Consider the following 16,743-nt stretch of genomic DNA (forward strand, 5'->3'; position numbering starts at 1 on the left):
GCCCTTCCCGTCTCCGCCCCACACGCCCGCCCCTTCGGCCAGCACGCCGAAGCGGTACGCGTCCGGGAAGGCATACACGCGAGCCCCGGCGAGCATGCGGAAGGTGGACGGTCGCAGCCTCAGTTGGGGCTCCACGAAGGGCGACAGGATGAGCGTGGGACCCAACACGCCGGGTACGTCCAACGGTGGCGTGGCCCACGGATGGATGGGCCAGGACAGCACCCAGTGGGCGCCATCGCCCCACTCGCGGCGGAGGTCCGGGATGGCGGGCTCCAGGAAGCACAGCGTGTAGAGACACAGCGTGCGCTTCCAGGACACCAGGGCCGGGGCGCGGGGCTCCTGCTCGGAGACCTCCTCCGCCCGGGCCGGCGGCGCGGCCAGGAAGCACAGCAGGCTCCCGGCCGCGACCGCGTGCTTCACGTCACTTGCCCTGGAAGTTGGCCGGACGCTTGGCCAGGAACGCGGCCATGCCCTCGCGCTGATCCTCCGAACCGAAGAGGACCGCGAAGCCCTGGCGCTCCAGCTCATTGGCGGCGCGCAGGTCCTGATCCGCGCCGTACTCCACCACGCGCTTGGCCTGGGCCACCGCGAGCGGGCCGTTCTTGAGGATCTTCGCGGCCACCGCCTTGCAGTGCTCCATCAGCTTGTCCGCGGGCAGCACCTCCAGGACCAGGCCGATCTCCTTCGCCTTCGCCGCGTCGATGCGGTCCGCGGTGAAGAGCAGCTCCTTCGCACGGGCGCGGCCCAGGAGGCGCGTGAGGCGCTGCGTGCCGCCGAAGCCCGGGATGACGCCCAGGGTGACTTCGGGCACCCCCAGCTTCGCCTTCTCCGACGCGTAGATGAGGTCGCAGCCCAGGGCCAGCTCCAGGCCGCCGCCCAGCGCGAAGCCGTTCACGGCCGCGATGGTGGGGATGGACAGGTTCTCCAGGGACGCGAAGACGTGGTGCCCCAGCGCGGAGAACTCACGGGCCTGCGCGGCGCTGATGGTGGACATCTCCGCGATGTCCGCGCCCGCGACGAAGGACTTGTCCCCGCCGCCGGTGACGATGAGCGCGCGCGTGTCGTCCTTCAGCGAGCGCAGCGCGTGGTCCATCTCGTGGAACGTGGCGCTGTTGAGCGCGTTGAGCGCCTTGGGCCGGTCCACGGTGAGGATGGCGAGGGCGCCGTCCTTCTCGAACTTGATGTTCTGGTAGTCCATGTGTGGTGTCTCCGGAAGGCCTAGTACTTGTAGAAGCCGCGGCCGGACTTCTTGCCGTACCAGCCGGCGTCCACGTACTGACGCAGCAGCGGGCACGGGCGGTACTTGGAGTCACCCAGGCCCTTGTGCAGCACCTCGGCGATGTAGAGCACCGTGTCCAGGCCGATGAAGTCCGCCAGCTGCAGCGGGCCCATGGGCTGGTTGGTGCCCAGCTTCATCGCGGTGTCGATGTCCTCCGCGGTGCCCAGGCCCTCCATCAGCGCGAAGCAGGCCTCGTTCAGCATGGGGATGAGGATGCGGTTGACGATGAAGCCCGGGTAGTCCTTGGAGACCACCGTCGTCTTGCCCATGCGCTCGGCCATCGTGCGGATGGTGGCGTAGGTCTCATCGCTGGTGGCGGCGCCGCGGATCAGCTCCACCAGCTGCATCACCGGCACGGGGTTCATGAAGTGCATCCCGATGACGGACTCGGGGCGCTTCGTGGCCGCGGCGATGCGGGTGATGGGGATGGAGGACGTGTTGGTGGCGAGGATGCCGCCGGGGCGGACCACCTCGTCCAGCTCCAGGAAGATGCGGCGCTTGAGGTCCTCGTTCTCCGTGACGGCCTCGATGGCGACGTCCACGTCCTTCGCGTCGCGCGCGTTGGTGAAGGTGGCCAGGTTGGCTTCCGCGGCCTGCTGCTTCGCCGCATCCAGCTTGCCCTTCTCCGCCAGCTTCTTCAGGCCGGCCTTGATGCGGTCCGCGCCCTTGGCGAGTCCGTCCTTGTTGACGTCCACCAGCGACACGCGCAGGCCCGCCTGGAGCGCCACCTGCGCGATGCCCGCGCCCATCTGCCCTGCACCGACGACGACGATGTGTTCCGTTGCCATGGCGTCTTCTCTCCTGTGCCGGCGGCCATAACGCACGCCCCCAGGAGGGTCAACGCCGGTCAACGACTGGCGGCGGGCAATCGCAGCTGGCGGACGATGGCCTCACCCTCGCCCACCGTGAGCCGCTCCTCCAGGCGCACGCGCGGCTCGCGCCCCTCCACCTTCACGAACAGGAGCGCGCGGACGGTGCCCTCCGGCAGGCGCATCTTGAACGTCACCTCCGGGGGCGGGCCGTTCGCGAAGAACAGCTCCTCGCGCTTGAGGATGTGCTCCTCGTCGTCCACCACCTGGAGGTCCACGGCGCGCACGCTGCTCCAGCCGTCGCCGGTAAACTGGAAGATGAGCTGACGCTCCGGCAGGTCCGTGGCCTTCCACAGCCACAGCCCCACCGCCACGATGGCGATGAGCGCCAGCCGTTTGGGCAGCGGGTGCGTGCGCCAGCCAGGCCGCGGCTTCTCCGGAGCGGGAGGCGCTGGGGCTTCCGGCGCGGGCGATGCGGTGACTTCCTCCGCCACGTCCTTACTCCCGCTTCGAGCGCTTGGAGGCCGGCCGGCGCGCGTTCACGTCCGTGATGACCACGCGCGCGGTGGGCGCCTCCGCGGCCTTCTTGCTGGCCTTGGGGGGATGCTCCGGCGCGGGCGCCTCTTCCGCCTTCTCCGACGGCACCAGGCGGATCTGCGCCTTGACCTCCACCGTCATGCCGGAGAGCAGCTTGAGGAACTCGTCACGCAGCTTCTCCGACTGCATGAAGCGGCGCAGCTCCTCCGTGACGACGCGGCTGATGTCGTCCTTGGTCTTCTCCGCCTGGGACAGGAGGAAGCCCAGCGCCTCCTTGGGCAGCTTGAGCTGGCCGGCGAGGGCCCGGATGCCCTCCTCGCCCATGAAGACCGCGCCCATGCCGGCCACCGCCATGCGCCGCACGAAGTCCGGCACGAAGCCGCCCGAGCGGTTCTCCCGTCCGGGCTGCTGCTCCGAGTCGTCATCGAACAGCGGATCAGGCGGGAGGTCGTCGTTGCCGGCCGGGGCCATGCGGTCTCCTTACACTTCGGTTGAGCCCTACCGGGCCTGCATCACCGGCAGGGGCACGCTCTTCATGGACTGCGCGGACACGCGGCCCGCGATCGCGCGAGCGACGTCCTGGAAGGCCTTCGCCTCCGGGCTGTCCTTGTGCCCCACCACCACCGGCACGCCGGAGTCTCCCGCCTCACGCACCTTGAGGTCGAGCGGGATCTCCCCGAGGAATGGGATGCCGAACATCTCCGCCGCCTTGCGCCCGCCGCCGTGGTTGAAGATGGGCGTGCTCTTGTTGCAGTGCGGGCAGATGAACTGGCTCATGTTCTCCACGATGCCCAGCACGGGGATGTGGACCTTGTCGAACATCTGCTTGGCGCGCACCACGTCCGCCAGCGCCACGTCCTGCGGCGTCGTCACCAGCACCGCGCCCGCGGCCCGCACGGACTGGGACAACGTCAGCGCCACGTCGCCCGTGCCCGGGGGCAGGTCCAGGATGAGGTAGTCCAGCTCCCCCCAGTTCACGTCGCGCACCAGCTGCATGAGGGCGCCGTGGAGCATGGGGCCGCGCCAGATGAGCGCCTGATCCGCTTCCACCAGGAAGCCGATGGACATGATCTTCATGCCGTGGGCGACCAGCGGATCCAGCGTCTTGCCGTTGGGGCTCACCGGGCGCTTGTCCGCGGTGCCCGTCATCAGCGGCACGGAGGGGCCGTAGAAGTCCGCGTCCAGCAGGCCCACCTTGGCGCCGTGCTGCGCGAGCGACGTGGCCAGGTTCACCGCCACCGTGCTCTTGCCCACGCCGCCCTTGCCGGCGCCCACGAGCAGGATGTTCTTCACGCCCGGCAGCAGCGCCCCGCCGCCGGAGCCCCCGGCGACGCCGCGCACCTGGGCGCCCCACTCGATGTCGAAGGACTTCAGGCCCGGCACCGCCTTGAGCGCGGCCTCCGCGTCCGCCTGGATCTTCCCCTTCATGGGACACGCGGGCGTGGTCAGCTCGATCTTCAGCTTCACCGTGTCGCCGGTGACGCGCACATCCTTCACCATGCCGGCCTTCACCAGGTCGACATGCAGCTCGGGGTCGATCACCTTCGACATGGCCGTCATCACATCGGCCTGGGACACGCTCATCGGAACACCTGAAACCTTTTGAAAACGGGCGCTTGCACGCTCGAAGGGGGGCGGAGATTGCCAGCACTCCGGGGGCTGTCAACGTCGTTTAACGCACATGTCCGGAGGCCGCCCGGCCTTCCTCCGGCCCCGGATCGCGCCCGGCTTCTGGGCCTCATTCGATGGCTGCCACCCGGTACTCGCCATCCTCCAGCACCAGCCGCACCGCGCGCTCCCCCCCCAGGGGGAACAGCGCTTCACCCGCCGCCACGCGCACGTGGGTGTTGAGGGCCAGCCGGGCGCGGCGCAGGCGCTCCCTGGCCAGGGGCTCGCGCTCGAAGTCCTCTTTCAGGCGCTCCGGGGTGTAGCGGGCCCTCAGCGGCGAGGCGAGCAGGCCCCATGCGCCCTTCCAGTCGCGGGACTCCACCTGGTCCAGGAACTTCTTCAGCGCCGCTCGGGGAACGTCCGCGGGGCGAGACTCCACCACGCGCCAGTCCTCTCCCTGGCGGGCCAGCGTGACGGACGGGGCCCGGGCCTCCAGCACGCCCGAGCCTGCCCGGACGGCGGCGGCGCGCTCCTTCCGAGCGGCCTCGACGGAGTACTCGTCCAGGAAGGCCCCCTCGCCCTCCGGGGTGCCGGTCGTCAGGCGGTAGGCGTCCGACAGCCGGTTCTCCTCCAGTGCCTTGGCGTACGCCTCCGCGACCGAGGCCGGTTCACGGGACATGGTGGCACAGGCGGTGCCCAGCAACAGGAGGCTCAAGGGGGCAAGGCGGGTCATCACTGGCGCGGCAGGGTAGACGCCGGCTCCGGGGCCGGCAATGCCCGGACGTCCGCCCCGTTGGTGCTCCCGCGGACGAACGGTCAGCGGCGCAGCAGCCGGAATAGCCAGACGACGATGTCCGCCAGGTCGACGCCGTCCGACGCGGCTTCCAGGTTCGGGTAGTTGGACGGGTCCCGGTCCCTGGGAAGGCTGTTGCCCGACACGGCGCCCTTCGGGCGGTGCTCGCGGCAGTAGAGGTCACCGTTGAACGCGTACGCCTGGGGCACGGAGACCTGGATGCCGCAATGGACGCAGGCCAGCGGGGAGAGCACGCCCAGTCCGCCCGTGGGCGAGTCCGACGGCGGCAGCGCGGCCGTGGAGCCTGGACCCTTCCATGGGTCCGCGCCCCCATCCGTCGCCGCGGCGACCTCCCAGCCCTTGGACGTCGCGGGCGTGGGCTTGGGGGCCGTCACCTCGGCCTTCTCCAGGGCCTCGAACTTGCCCGCGTCCAGCCAGGTGCCGCCGCAGTGCGTGCACAGGTCCACGTTGCACACGCGCGCGTTGACCATCGCCAGCCGCGCGCCGCAGCCGGGACAGCCCAGGGGCGCGCCGGAGCAGGTGGCACAGACGGCCATGGCGCGTGGGACGAGGTGCCCGCCGGTGCGGCAGCGCGATGCGGCCTGCCTCGCCGCGGTCAGCAGCGGCTTGAGCGAAGGCCGGTCCGGAAAGCGCTCCAGCTCCCCCCGGTCGAAGTACAGACCGTGGCAGCGCGGACAGACGTCCACCTCCACGTCGGAGGCATGGACGACGTTCATGGGCTGGCTGGGGCAGACCGGGCAGGAGCGGGCCATGCGGCGCATGCTAAAGGGCCGACTCTCCCAGTGAAAGGGCGCGGCGCCGCTCTCAATCGTCGAACCGGCGGAAGGCCCTGGAGCGCTGGAGGCTCCACGCCGTGGTGCAGAAGGCGTACGTGGCCGGGTGCGCAGCGCCCATCAGCAGCTTGAGCAACGACAGCCTCGCGCGAGCGTCTCCGTAGCGCACCAGATCGAAGTCGTCCGACGGGACGCGCGCCTCTTCCAGCGCGTGGCGGCAGACCTCCTCGAAGCCGCCGATGCGGTCCACCAGCCCCGCCTCCTTCGCGCGCAGCCCCGAGTAGACGCGCCCCTCCGCGCGCTGGTGGATCTCCTCCTTCGTCCGGCCTCGCGCCTGGGCCACCAGCTCCAGGAAGGACTGGTAGCTCTCCTCCACTTCGCGCTCCAGCGCGGCGCGCTCTTGCGGCGTGAAGCCTCGCGACGAAGAGAAGAACGCCGCGTTCTCGCCCCGCGCCAGCGTGGTGCGGTGGATGCCCAGCTTCTCCAGCAGGTCCCCGTACTCGAACTTGCCCACGAACACGCCAATGGAGCCCACGACGGCATGGGGCGCGGACCAGATCTCCTTCGCGCCGATGGCCGCCATGTAGCCGCCGCTCGCGCAGATCTGATCCACGTACGCGATGACGGGCTTCTGCTTCGCCACGCGCTTCACCGCTTCCAAGATCTGCTCGGACGCGAGCGCTGATCCGCCGGGGCTCCCCACCGCCAGCACCACCGCCTTCGCGCGCGGATCCCTCCCCGCCTTCCGCAGCGCCTTCACCACCGAGTCCGCCGCCGCGAACCGGCCCGCGCCGCCGCTGCCCGGGATGATGATGCCCGCCACGTCCACCACCGCCAGCCGGGGCTTGCGGCGCAGCCGGCGCCACTTCACCGGCGGGAACGCGAGCGTCGCCAGGTACGCGTCATACGTGGGCACCGGGGGCTCCTCGTCCTTCTTCGCCTCCAGGCCCAGGTGCGCGCCCAGGTCCGCTTCGTGGACCAGCCCGTCCACCAGCCCCGCCTCCAGCGCCCGCTTCGCGCTGTAGGGCCCTGAATCGATGAGCGCCCGCGCCTCCTCCGGCGTCTTGCCCCGGTCGCTGGAGATGGCCTCCACCAGCACGCCGTAGCGCTCGTCCAGGAAGGTCTCCAGCGTCTGGCGCTGGATGTCGGACACCTTGCCGTCCGTGAAGAGCTCCGGCGCTGTCTTGTAGTCACCGCGCCGCGCGAAGTGCGCGTGGATGCCCACCCGCCCGAAGGCCTCGCCCAGCACCGTGGCCTCGGCGGCGTAGCCCACCAGCTCCACCCGGCCCATGGGGGCGAGCAGCACCTCGTCCGCCGCGCCCAATACGGGGTAGGCGTCCGTGTCCACCATCACCGCCCAGGACACCACCCGCTTGCCGGCGGCCTGGAAGTCCGACAGCAGGGTACGGAGGGCCTCGCGCTTGGCGTCCGGGATGCCCAGGCCCTCCAACTCCAGGAGGATGCCCTCCACCTTCGGATCCGCGGCCAGCACCTTGAGTGCGCGGCCCAACGCTTCCAGTGACGTCACCGTGGCGGGCTCTGGCGTGGCGCCGCCGAGACGGAAACGTTGCACGGGGCGCGGCCGGTACGGGAGCTCGCCCGCGAGCCGGAAGCGGATCCAAGTGGGTCTTTTGCGCGCCGCCATCAGACGAAAGGGCAGGCCCAGGAGGAGTCGCAGCCCCAGGAGGAGGTTCGCCAGGAGGAGGAAGGGAAGGCGGAGCATGCGCCGCGCGTAACGCCCCGCGCCGGGCGAAGCAACCCCTGTTCACCCGCGCCGGGAGGCTCTGTTAGGCTGAAGGCCCATGCCCTCCCCCTCCCTCCCCCGGCTTGTCCTCGTCCTCGCCCTTGTCTGGGGCGGTGCTGTCCTGGCGCAGCCCCAGCGCCGGCAGCCTCAGGAGTTCCAGAACCGCAAGGAGTTGACCCAGGAAGAGAAGGACGCCGCCAAGGCGCGCGCCATGGGCAACAACCTCAACGGTTACGGCAAGGACGTGCAGATCAAGGAGACGCCCATTCCCTGGATGGCCATTGGCCTCGTGGGCATCGTCTTCCTCGTCGCCGCGCCCTTCGCCATCCGCGCCTACCGGGGCACCGTCAAGGACATGTCGGACTCCAACACCTTCGGCGCCCGTGGCAACGCCACCGAGGACGAGGCTTAAGCGCCTCGCCCTTCCCTCCTCACGCCGGGCGGACCTCCACGCTTCCGCCCGGATCCACCTGAAGGTGCACCGGCAGGAAGCGCCGCAGCACCTCCGCCTGGACCGTCAGCGCGTCGGTGATGCGAGCGGCGGTGAAGCGCGTGGTGCCCGGCGTCACCGCCCCCAGCCTCCCTGACGCCAGGAGCGCCGCCGGCAGCAGCAACTGCTCCGCCAGGTGTTCGTCGAGCGCGCCGCCCGTCTCCATGAAGCGGGTCAGCGCCTCCGCCGCCTCGCGCCCCACCCCTTCGGCGTCCAGGCCCCGCTCGCCCAGCGACGTGAAGCCCGCCACGGTGTGCTCGAACTGCGCCAGCACGAGCGTCGCGGAGCCCTGCGAGCGCGTCACCGCCAGCGGCCGGTTGTCCGCTTCCGCCAGGATGCCCCGCTCGCGCAGCGCGGCCACCGCGGCGCGAGACTGACGCTCCGCCACCGCGAAGGGCAGCCCGCCCACGACGGACATCACCCGCACCTCCCGCAGCACGCCGCGCGCGGGCAGGTCCACTCGCACGGGCGGCTCGGCCGGGGCGCCCACCTCCGCGGTGAACTCGCCCGCGCCCTCCGGAAGGAAGCCCGCGTGGGTGAGCGACAGCTGAACGGGCAGCCCGTATGCGCGCGCCACTGACTGCCACGCGCCGACGAGCTCGTGGAAGCTGGGCCCGCCCCGCGGGTGCGTGGCGCCTCGAAGCGTGAGCCGTCCGCCGCCCGCGAGCGCCAGCGGGTACACCAGACACTGGAAGAGCCGGGGCGTGCTGCCGGACGCGCCGGCCTCCAGCAGGTAGTCCCCCGCGCGCACCGGGCCGGGCGTGAAGCGCAGCTCCGTGGAGCCCACGGAGGCGCCCTCGCTGGTGCCGCCGCTCAGCGCCTCCGCGCCGCGCACGTAGGCCAGGTGATGGGGACGCAGCCCCGGCGGGTCGCGGTGCCCGCGCAGCCCGCTGAGATGGAAGGGACGGCCGGTGATGAGCGACAGGGACAGCGCGGAGCGGAGGACGTGGCCGCCCCCCTCCCCCAACTTTCCGTCGAGCAACACCCGCCCGGCGTCGGGCCGGTCGTGACCGGTCATGTCCCTCCCGTCATGGCGTGTCGTGGCGCGCGGCCCGGTGAAGGGCCACCCGCGTGGTGGCGCGCGCGCAGCCTAGCAGACCGCGCGCGAGCGAACCGGGGATCTACTCGTCCAACGCGGGCAGGACGTTCACCTTCAACGCACTGGGCTGGGCCGCCGTGTGGTGCAGCCGGTGCATCGCACGCACGAAGTCGGTGGGCTTCGCCTCGTAGATGCTGGACACGTAGGTCTGCGGGTTGCGGTCGATGAACGGGAACCAGCTCGACTGCACCTGCACCATCAGCCGGTGGCCGCGCTGGAAGGTGTGGAACACGTCGTTGATGACGAAGCGCACCTTCGTCACCTCGTTGGGCGTGAAGGGCTTGGGCTGGGAGTAGCTGTCGCGGAAGCGGCCGCGGAACGGCTCCCCTCGCACCAGCGTCTGCTGCGCGCCCCGGTTGTGCTCGCCGGACTGCTCCTGCTCCTTCGTCCAGCCGGGCACCTTCCCGGGGTTCACGTCCACCAGCTTCACCACCCAGTCCGCGTCACTGCCCGTCGTGGAAACCCACAACTCCGCCTCCAGCGGGCCCGCGAGCGTGAGGTCCTTCTCCAGCGGCTCCGTCTGGTACGTGAGCACGTCCGGCCGGCGCGAGGCGAAGCGCTGATCCTCCGTCATGTACGACTTGGACCAGCCGGGGCTCAGGTCCTGCGTGTACGGCACGGGCTTCGCCGGGTCGCTCACGTATTCGTCGAACGACGGCGCCGCCGCCTTGGGGGCCTGGAACGCCAGCGCGCCCTGGGGCTGGAAGTACAGGCGCGCCTCCTTTGTGCCCTTGGGCGGCCAGGCGTCCAGCTGGCGCCAGCGGTTGGCGCCGCCTTCGAAGACGAGCGCCTCCGGCACGGCCGCGTCCGGGCCTCCCTTCAGGTGCTGCTTGAAGAAGGCCAGCACCAGGTCCTGATACGTGGCGCTGGTGGGGAAGCCGAAGTCCGCGTCTCCCAGCGACGCGCCCTCCCCGCGCATCCATCCGCCGTGGGGCCACGGGCCCATCACCAGCGTGTTGGCGATGCCGGGGTTCTGCTTCTCGATGGCGGCGTACGTGCGCAGCGGCCCGTAGAGGTCCTCCGTGTCGTACCAGCCGCCCACCACCATCACCGCCGCCTTGATGTTCTTCAGGTGCGGCAGCAGGTTCCGCGCCTGCCAGAAGGCGTCGTAGTTGGGGTGCGCGGTGATGTCCTTCCAGAAGGCCACGTCACCGTGGAAGTGCTTCGCGTCCGCGTTGGCCACCGGGCCCAGGTCCAGGAAGAACTGGTAGGCGTCCGGGGTGCCGAAGTCGAAGGGCTTCCACTCCACGTCATCCGTGGGCGCGGGCCGGGGCTTTCCGAAGACGGAGAAGAAGCTGAACGCCAGCTGGAGGTTGAGGGCGCCATGCCGGTGCATGTCGTCCCAGAACCAGTCCGCGATGGGCGCCTGCGGCGACACCGCCTTGAGCGCGGGGTGCGAATCGATGGCGCCCGCGGACGTGTAGAAGCCCGGATAGGACACGCCCCACATGCCCACCTTGCCGTTGTTGTGGGGCACGCGCTTCACCAGCCAGTCGATGGTGTCGTACGTGTCGCTGCTCTCGTCCACCTCCTTGCCCTTCTTGGTGTCGCGGTGGGGGCGCACGTTGACGAACTCGCCCTCGGACATGTACCGGCCGCGCACGTCCTGGAAGGCGAAGATGAAGCCCTCCTTCTCGAAGCCGGGCAGGCCCAGGGTCCTGGGATAGCGGCCCGCGCCGTAGGGGGGAATCGAGTACGGCGTGCGCATCATCAGCACGGGGTAGCGCTTCTGGGGGCTCGCGTCGTTGGGGACGTAGAACGTCGTGAAGAGCTTCACGCCGTCGCGCATGGGGATGCGCACCTCGTACTTCGTGAAGTGCGACCGGACGAACGCGGCGCGTTCATCCTCTGGACTCGCGGGCGGCTTGGGCGGCGCGGCGGGGGCCTGCGCGAGGGCGGGACCGGACAGCGAGAACAGCGCGAGCGCGGCCACGAGGCCGCGGGGGTGGAAGGCCATGCTCCCCTCCTCTTTGCGGAAAAATGCGGGGGAAATTCGGAAGGAAATGCATCTTGGGCGATGCCGCCCGGGCACGGAAGCTGGATCGCCCGCCGCATCGCGCCGCGCTCGGAGCGTGCAAGGCTTGCACACGCTCCTCGCATGCGCGGCACGGCAATCCTTGCATGCACGGCAAGGTTTGCGCGCTCCGCACAAAACAGAAATCCGTAGCCAACTTCACGCGCACGGTCCGTTCCATATGCAGCGGGGACGCGATGGTGCGCCCCACGGATTCGAAGGCCTGTGGAGATGGACACATGAAGGCGAGCGGCAGGACGTTGACGCGGTGGTGCCTGGCGATGGGGCTCCTGACGGCCCTGGGCGCGGAGGCGGATCCGCCGCCGGTGAACAGCGCGCAGGGAACGAAGCTGCACGGCTCGGGGCGCTTCGAGAACGTGAACATCCCGTTGAACTCCATCGAGGTCTCCGCGCCTCCCACCGGGCTGGTTTGCGAGCCACCCATGGCGGCGATGTCTGGCGGGCGGCTGGTCGGCGTCCAGATCTGCACGGGTGGCAATCCCCCGATGCCGGTGCGGGTCCTGGAGGGGGTAGGCCTCGTGGGCACGTCCTTCCGCGCGCCCTTCGAGGGGCGCTCGGTGAAGCTCACCATCGATCAGGTCCGGTGCCACGTCGGCATCACGGCGCCCACCTTCCCGTGCACGGACCAGAACGTGGCTGACGGCAAGGCGTTCTGGGAGTACCGCGTGACGGCGTCCACGGAGGACGCGGCGCCCCAGGCGCTGTGCCCCACGGGCAGCGGATTCGCGCTCGCGGTGCCGCATGCGTGGTCCACGGGTGGCGAGCTGATCCCCAATTATGAGTACTTCACCTTCGCCTGCGCGCCGAAGGACGAGGGCACGAGCCAGCCGTTCTTCGTGGGCGGGGGCGTCATCGCCAAGTGCATCGACTGGGGCTATCCGCCCTGGAACGCGACGTCCTCGCAGGGCGTCGCGCGGGAGTACCACCAGCTGTGCACGCGCATGGCCACGGCGGACTACTGCGGCGAGGGCCGGAGCAACACGCTGGACGGGACGCCGCTGAAGTTCATGGGCCCCCATGACGCGATCCAACTGGACGGAGGAAACCTGCCGGTCACCCTGGAGGGCTACTCCCTGGAGGCCGTGTGGAAGGTGGATGACTGCGGCGGAGTGCGGCCGCTGTGCCTGAGCAAGAAGCGCTGGGACACGCTTCCCCTGGAGGCCACGTGCGTGAACCGCAAGCTCCTCCTGGCCCCGCGTGCGACGCGGCCCTGCGAGTCCCTGAACCTGTCGGCGTATGCCAGCTCGACGCTGCTCGTGTCCTATTCGCTCTTCATCGACCGGTCGCTGGTGATGTTCAAGGATGCCGCCAACAGCTACGTGACGACCACCGCGGTGACGGTGGATGAGTCGACCATCGAAGGCGGCAGCAGCGTGACCGGCATCCACCTGGACCTGGATGCGGACGGAGCGGCGGACGTGACGCCGTTCACGCCGCAGCGCAAGGAGGGGCCCATCCTCTCCTCGAAGCTGCCGGCCGACATCCGCGCGCGCATGGGCAGCCTCATCAAGCCGCTGTACCGGTGCGCGAACAGCACCGGGCGCTACCTGCTCACGGACGATCACCAGTGCGAACGCCTGGCGGGCTTCGCCCTCCAGCCCCTCAACGGGGACCAGGGCATCGAAGGCTTCGTGTACAGCTCCGTGGACGTCACCAGCGCGGGCCAGCGCCGGCCGCTGAAGCTGTGGCGGTCCCTGGTGGCGCCGGGCGTCTACGCCACCTCCACGCAGGCCCAGCCCGGGTTCTTCCTCGTCCGTGAGCTGGGCTACCTGCCGGCGGTGGGACAGCTGCCGGCGCGCGACCTCTGAGTCATGGGGTCAGGGCATGGACGCGCACACGCGCATCCCGATGAAGGGGAAGCGTGTGCGGGGTTCGCCGTCGCCGTGGTTGAGGGCGCGGGCGGTGAGCGCGTCCTGGTAGAACGAACCGCCGCCGTACGCAGGCGTGCTGTTCGTGTCCGTCACCAGCCATTCCCACACGTTGCCGGACAGGTCCGCCACACCGAAGGGGCTGTCCGACGCGGGATGCGAACCCACCGCGTCCGGCCCGAAGGCGCGCGGCTTGCGGCCGTAGGTGGCGTCGAAGTTGGCGTCATCCGGCGCGAGCACCGGGCCGTGCGGGTAGTCGCGTCCATCCGCGCCCCGGGCCGCGCGCTCCCATTCGCGTTCGGAGCACAGGCGTGCGTGGGGCAGCCGGCCGGTGGCATCCAGCCACGCGGTGTACGCGCGGGCGTCCTCCCAGGAGATGCCGGACACGGGGAAGCGGCGCCAGTCCTGTTCGGCGCGCAGGGTGCGGTCCTGGTAGCTCAGGGGCTCCCCTTCCCTCGCCTGGTACGTGACGCCTTCGTGCTCCAGGTGGAAGGTCCAGGTGCTGTCGTTGGCCGGGCGCAGCTCGATGGTGCCGAAGTAGTTGGTGCCCCGGGGCCTGCGCGCGGCGCGCTCGGAGGCGGGCAGTTCGCGCAGCCAGGCGAGCCAGTCCGCGTAGGTGACTTCGTGGCGCGCGATGAGGAAGCCGCCGGTGGTGAGCCGGTGCATCGGGCGCGTGCGGATGACGGTGCGGCGGATGGTCTCGTCGTCGCCGCTGCCGTAGAGGAAGCGGCCGGGGGGCACGTAGACGTAGCCGTCCGGGACGCGTTCGGGGATGGGGACCTTCGCCTGGAAGGTCTCTCCGCGCGTGAGCATGACCGGGTAGCGGACGGGCGGCCGGTCCGGGAGCGTGAAGGTCAGCCGGTGCGAGCCGGGCCCCAGCGTGAGGCCGGAGGTCATGGGCGTCTTGTCGAAGGCCCTGGGCTCGGACCAGCGCGGCGGGCCGCCGGGCTGGGGCTCGAAGGATTCAACCTGGATGACGGCGCCAGGGGGTTCGCTGTCCAGCTCCATCCGGACGGGGGCGGTCAGCTTCCGGCTCGTGCGGGCGCTCGGGTCCAGTTCGTTCAGGCGTTGGGTCAGCGTGGTCAGGACGCCGGCTTCGCGGTCGCGCTCCGCGAAGAGGATCCGCTGGAGGAGGACCTCCGCGACGCGTTGATCCAGGGCGAGGTTCGAGCCCCGGCCCACGCGTGTCTGCGCGGCTTCGAGGACGGTGCTGGCGTCTTCGTAGCGGCGGGCCTGCTTCGCGCCCAGCTCCAGGGCCTGGGCCCAGGAGGCCTCCGCTTCGGAGGAGTGGTCGGTGTCGAACGCGGTGAAGGCCTCCGTGCGGAGGACTTCGATGCGGGCGTCCAGGGCGCGGCCTTCGTCGAGGATGGAGGAGGCGGAGGCCATGGCCTTCTCCGCGTCGATGCGCCGGGAACGTTCGCCCCACCAGTCGCCGCCAGCGAGGATGGCCACCGCGAGCCCCGGGAGCGCGAGCACGCGGGTGATGCGCAGCCACCGTGGACGCGGGGGCGCGATGGCCGGAGTGACGCCGCGCGAGGTGATGGACTCCAGGGCTTCGCGCAGGGCGTCCGCGGATTCGAAGCGCGCGAACGGATCATGCGCGAGGCAGCGGGCGAGGATGGCGGCGAACGTCGCATCGGCGCCGGGGACCACGACGTCCAGGGGCTCGAAGCTTCGGGGGAGTCGCGGGGCCTCCGCGAGCGGTCCGGGCGTGGGGCCGCCGCACAGCTCGTAGAGGAGCACGCCCAGCGAGAAGAGATCGCTGCGGACCGTGGCCGGTTCTCCTCGCCAGACCTCCGGGGCCATGTAGAGCGGTGTCCCGATGCGGCCCGTGGACAGCAGGTCCGCGGGACCGAGGAGGCGCTCCGGCGGGAGTGGCGTCGACGTCGCGGTCCGCAGTGCGAGGCCAGGATCCGAGGCCGCCGTCCCTGGACGGCCCGTGGCGGCCCCCTGCCTCGGCACATCGACGGTCGAGGTCCGTCGCGAATCCTCCACGCCGGGCAGATCCACCGTCGCCGCACCCTCCACGAGCAGGGCACCTGCTCCTTCCGGTGGGCGCACGGGCCCGACGGGCGCCATCGCCACGTCGAGCAGCTTCGCCACGCCGAAGTCGAGCAGCTTCACCTGACCGTCCTCGGTCAGCAGCGCGTTCGCGGGCTTGAGGTCCCGGTGCAGCACCCCCTGCCGATGCGCCGCCGCGAGCCCCTTCGCCAGCCCGATGCCAATCTCCAGCACCCGCGTCCAGGGCACCGGCCGGGCCAGCCGGTCCAGGCTGTCCCCTCTCAAGAACTCCGAGACGAGATAGGGCCGGTCCTTCACCTCGCCCACGCGGTGGATGCCCACCACGTTCGGATGCTGCACCCTCGCGATGGCCCGCGCCTCCGTGCGGAAGCGCTCGCGCTGCACTTCATCCGGCGCGACGCCCGCGATGAACTTCACCGCCACCAGCCGGTCCAGCACCGTGTCGTGCGCGAGGTACACCTCCCCCATCGCGCCCCGTCCCAGCGGCTGCAACAGACGGTACTCCCCGAACGTCGCGGGCGGCTGCCATGCTGGAAGCGGCTCGCTCCTCATTCACCCGCCGCGACCCGGCCTCGTGAGGGTGCGATGCGGTGCTGCTTCAGCTTGAACGCGAACGTGCGCAGCGGCATCCCGATGAGCTGCGCCGCACGCGTCTGCACCCCACCCGTCGCCTCCAGCGCCTCCACCATCCGCTGCCGCTCCAGCGTCCGCAGCTCCTCCGCCAGGTTCTGGAACACCCTCGGCGCCTCCGTGCCGCCCTCCTCGGCGCGCACCGCCTCCGGCTCGGGTGGAGGCAGCGCCCGCAGGGACTCCGGCAGGTGCGATGGCTCCACCACCGGCCCCGGAGACGTGGCCACCGCGTACTCCACCGTGTTCTTCAACTCGCGCACGTTGCCCGGCCACGCGTGCGCGCCCAGCACCTCCATGGTCGCGGCGGACAGGTGCAGCGGCGGGCGCCCTGCCCTCGCGCAGGCGTCCTCCAGGAACGCCCGCGCCAGCAACGGCAGCTCGCGGGGCCTGTCTCGCAACGGCGGCAACATCACCACCGCCGCGGACAGGCGGAAGAACAGGTCCTGCCGGAAGCGCCCCGCCTTCACCTCGTCCGCCAGCACGCGGTGCGTGGCCGCCACCACGCGCAGGTCCACGGGCCGCTCGCGCGAATCGCCCAGCCGGGTGATCACCTGCTGATCCAACGCGCGCAGCAGCTTGGCCTGGATGGGCAGCGACAGCTCCGCCACCTCGTCCAGGAACAACGTGCCGCCACTGGCCCGCTCCAGCAGGCCCGCGCGCGCCCGGTCCGCGCCTGAGAACGCGCCCCGCTCGTGGCCGAACAGCTCCCCTTCCACCAGGCTCTCCGGCAGCGCCGCGCAGTTGAGCGCCACGAAGGGCTGCGCCGAACGCGGCGACCAGTGATGCACCGCCCACGCCGCGTTCTCCTTTCCCGCCCCCGTCTCGCCATGGATGAGCACCGGCAGGGGGCTCGCCGCCAGCCGGCGCAGCAATTCGAACAGACGCATCAGCGCCGCGTCCGCCACCACCACTGAACGCTCACCCAGCGCCAGCCGGTACATCGAAGGCCCGCTGACCCGTGTCTCTCCTGGCGCCGCCGCCAGGGCCGCGGCCTTCGCCGAGCCCAGCAGCGCGTCCCCCTGCATCCCGTCCCCC

The 16,743-nt window shown here is 70.9% G+C and carries 15 protein-coding genes; 2 read left to right on the plus strand and 13 right to left on the minus strand.

Annotated elements, in window-relative coordinates:
• The 9 genes from D7V77_RS31150 to sppA all read right to left on the minus strand — a co-directional run.
• On the minus strand, positions 1 to 420 hold a 420-nt coding region (locus D7V77_RS31150), incomplete at its 3' end, for a hypothetical protein (protein WP_120579935.1).
• Position 421: 1 nt separating this feature from the next.
• Entirely contained in the window at positions 422 to 1,198 is a 777-nt protein-coding gene (locus tag D7V77_RS31155; RefSeq protein WP_120579923.1) for an enoyl-CoA hydratase-related protein, read from the minus strand.
• Between the two features lie 20 nt (positions 1,199 to 1,218).
• Positions 1,219 to 2,067 carry a 3-hydroxyacyl-CoA dehydrogenase family protein gene (locus D7V77_RS31160; RefSeq protein ID WP_120579924.1) on the minus strand — a complete coding sequence of 283 codons (849 nt, stop codon included), beginning with the start codon at positions 2,065 to 2,067 and terminating at the stop codon, positions 1,219 to 1,221.
• Between the two features lie 59 nt (positions 2,068 to 2,126).
• Positions 2,127 to 2,582: a hypothetical protein gene (locus tag D7V77_RS31165; RefSeq protein ID WP_169827851.1), complete on the minus strand. Its 456-nt coding sequence runs from the start codon at positions 2,580 to 2,582 to the stop codon at positions 2,127 to 2,129.
• Between the two features lie 4 nt (positions 2,583 to 2,586).
• A complete protein-coding gene (locus tag D7V77_RS31170) occupies positions 2,587 to 3,096 on the minus strand; it encodes a hypothetical protein (RefSeq protein WP_120579925.1) in 510 nt (169 codons plus the stop codon).
• 27 nt (positions 3,097 to 3,123) lie between these two features.
• Positions 3,124 to 4,209, minus strand: a complete 1,086-nt coding sequence (gene apbC / locus D7V77_RS31175) for an iron-sulfur cluster carrier protein ApbC (RefSeq protein WP_120579926.1) — start codon at positions 4,207 to 4,209, stop codon at positions 3,124 to 3,126.
• Positions 4,210 to 4,363: 154 nt separating this feature from the next.
• Entirely contained in the window at positions 4,364 to 4,966 is a 603-nt protein-coding gene (locus D7V77_RS31180) for a hypothetical protein (protein WP_120579927.1), read from the minus strand.
• Between the two features lie 83 nt (positions 4,967 to 5,049).
• Complete coding sequence (locus D7V77_RS31185; RefSeq protein WP_120579928.1) at positions 5,050 to 5,808, minus strand: zf-TFIIB domain-containing protein; 759 nt, start codon at positions 5,806 to 5,808, stop codon at positions 5,050 to 5,052.
• A gap of 43 nt (positions 5,809 to 5,851) precedes the next feature.
• Positions 5,852 to 7,543: a signal peptide peptidase SppA gene (gene sppA, locus D7V77_RS31190; RefSeq protein ID WP_120579929.1), complete on the minus strand. Its 1,692-nt coding sequence runs from the start codon at positions 7,541 to 7,543 to the stop codon at positions 5,852 to 5,854.
• Between the two features lie 79 nt (positions 7,544 to 7,622).
• Here sppA and D7V77_RS31195 point away from each other — a divergent pair, with 79 nt between their 5' ends.
• A complete protein-coding gene (locus D7V77_RS31195) occupies positions 7,623 to 7,976 on the plus strand; it encodes a hypothetical protein (RefSeq protein ID WP_120579930.1) in 354 nt (117 codons plus the stop codon).
• 19 nt (positions 7,977 to 7,995) lie between these two features.
• Here D7V77_RS31195 and D7V77_RS31200 read toward each other — a convergent pair whose 3' ends face one another.
• Together D7V77_RS31200 and D7V77_RS31205 are read right to left on the minus strand one after the other, a co-directional pair.
• Positions 7,996 to 9,072 (minus strand): RNA 3'-terminal phosphate cyclase, encoded by a 1,077-nt coding sequence (locus D7V77_RS31200; protein ID WP_120579931.1) that lies wholly within the window; start codon positions 9,070 to 9,072, stop codon positions 7,996 to 7,998.
• A gap of 103 nt (positions 9,073 to 9,175) precedes the next feature.
• Entirely contained in the window at positions 9,176 to 11,110 is a 1,935-nt protein-coding gene (locus tag D7V77_RS31205) for a CocE/NonD family hydrolase (protein WP_120579932.1), read from the minus strand.
• A 296-nt stretch (positions 11,111 to 11,406) separates the two neighbouring features.
• Between D7V77_RS31205 and D7V77_RS31210 the strand changes: the two genes are divergently transcribed.
• A complete protein-coding gene (locus D7V77_RS31210) occupies positions 11,407 to 12,996 on the plus strand; it encodes an ADYC domain-containing protein (RefSeq protein WP_120579933.1) in 1,590 nt (529 codons plus the stop codon).
• Between the two features lie 9 nt (positions 12,997 to 13,005).
• Here D7V77_RS31210 and D7V77_RS31215 read toward each other — a convergent pair whose 3' ends face one another.
• Together D7V77_RS31215 and D7V77_RS31220 are read right to left on the minus strand one after the other, a co-directional pair.
• Positions 13,006 to 15,570, minus strand: coding sequence for a bifunctional serine/threonine-protein kinase/formylglycine-generating enzyme family protein (locus tag D7V77_RS31215; protein WP_233597356.1), 2,565 nt, complete (start codon positions 15,568 to 15,570; stop codon positions 13,006 to 13,008).
• A 56-nt stretch (positions 15,571 to 15,626) separates the two neighbouring features.
• On the minus strand, positions 15,627 to 16,743 hold a 1,117-nt coding region (locus tag D7V77_RS31220), incomplete at its 5' end, for a sigma-54-dependent Fis family transcriptional regulator (protein WP_147452215.1).

This window comes from Corallococcus sp. CA041A (assembly GCF_003612075.1).
In the GTDB taxonomy this organism is placed as follows: domain Bacteria; phylum Myxococcota; class Myxococcia; order Myxococcales; family Myxococcaceae; genus Corallococcus; species Corallococcus exiguus.

Coding starts and splice junctions, on each gene's coding strand:
- D7V77_RS31205 (WP_120579932.1), bottom strand. CDS start 11,110: ATGGCCTTCCACCCCCGCGGCCTCGTGGCCGCGCTCGCGCTGTTCTCG.
- D7V77_RS31170 (WP_120579925.1), bottom strand. CDS start 3,096: ATGGCCCCGGCCGGCAACGACGACCTCCCGCCTGATCCGCTGTTCGAT.
- D7V77_RS31200 (WP_120579931.1), bottom strand. CDS start 9,072: ATGACCGGTCACGACCGGCCCGACGCCGGGCGGGTGTTGCTCGACGGA.
- D7V77_RS31210 (WP_120579933.1), top strand. CDS start 11,407: ATGAAGGCGAGCGGCAGGACGTTGACGCGGTGGTGCCTGGCGATGGGG.
- D7V77_RS31195 (WP_120579930.1), top strand. CDS start 7,623: ATGCCCTCCCCCTCCCTCCCCCGGCTTGTCCTCGTCCTCGCCCTTGTC.
- D7V77_RS31180 (WP_120579927.1), bottom strand. CDS start 4,966: ATGACCCGCCTTGCCCCCTTGAGCCTCCTGTTGCTGGGCACCGCCTGT.
- apbC (WP_120579926.1), bottom strand. CDS start 4,209: ATGAGCGTGTCCCAGGCCGATGTGATGACGGCCATGTCGAAGGTGATC.
- D7V77_RS31155 (WP_120579923.1), bottom strand. CDS start 1,198: ATGGACTACCAGAACATCAAGTTCGAGAAGGACGGCGCCCTCGCCATC.
- D7V77_RS31160 (WP_120579924.1), bottom strand. CDS start 2,067: ATGGCAACGGAACACATCGTCGTCGTCGGTGCAGGGCAGATGGGCGCG.
- sppA (WP_120579929.1), bottom strand. CDS start 7,543: ATGCTCCGCCTTCCCTTCCTCCTCCTGGCGAACCTCCTCCTGGGGCTG.
- D7V77_RS31185 (WP_120579928.1), bottom strand. CDS start 5,808: ATGCGCCGCATGGCCCGCTCCTGCCCGGTCTGCCCCAGCCAGCCCATG.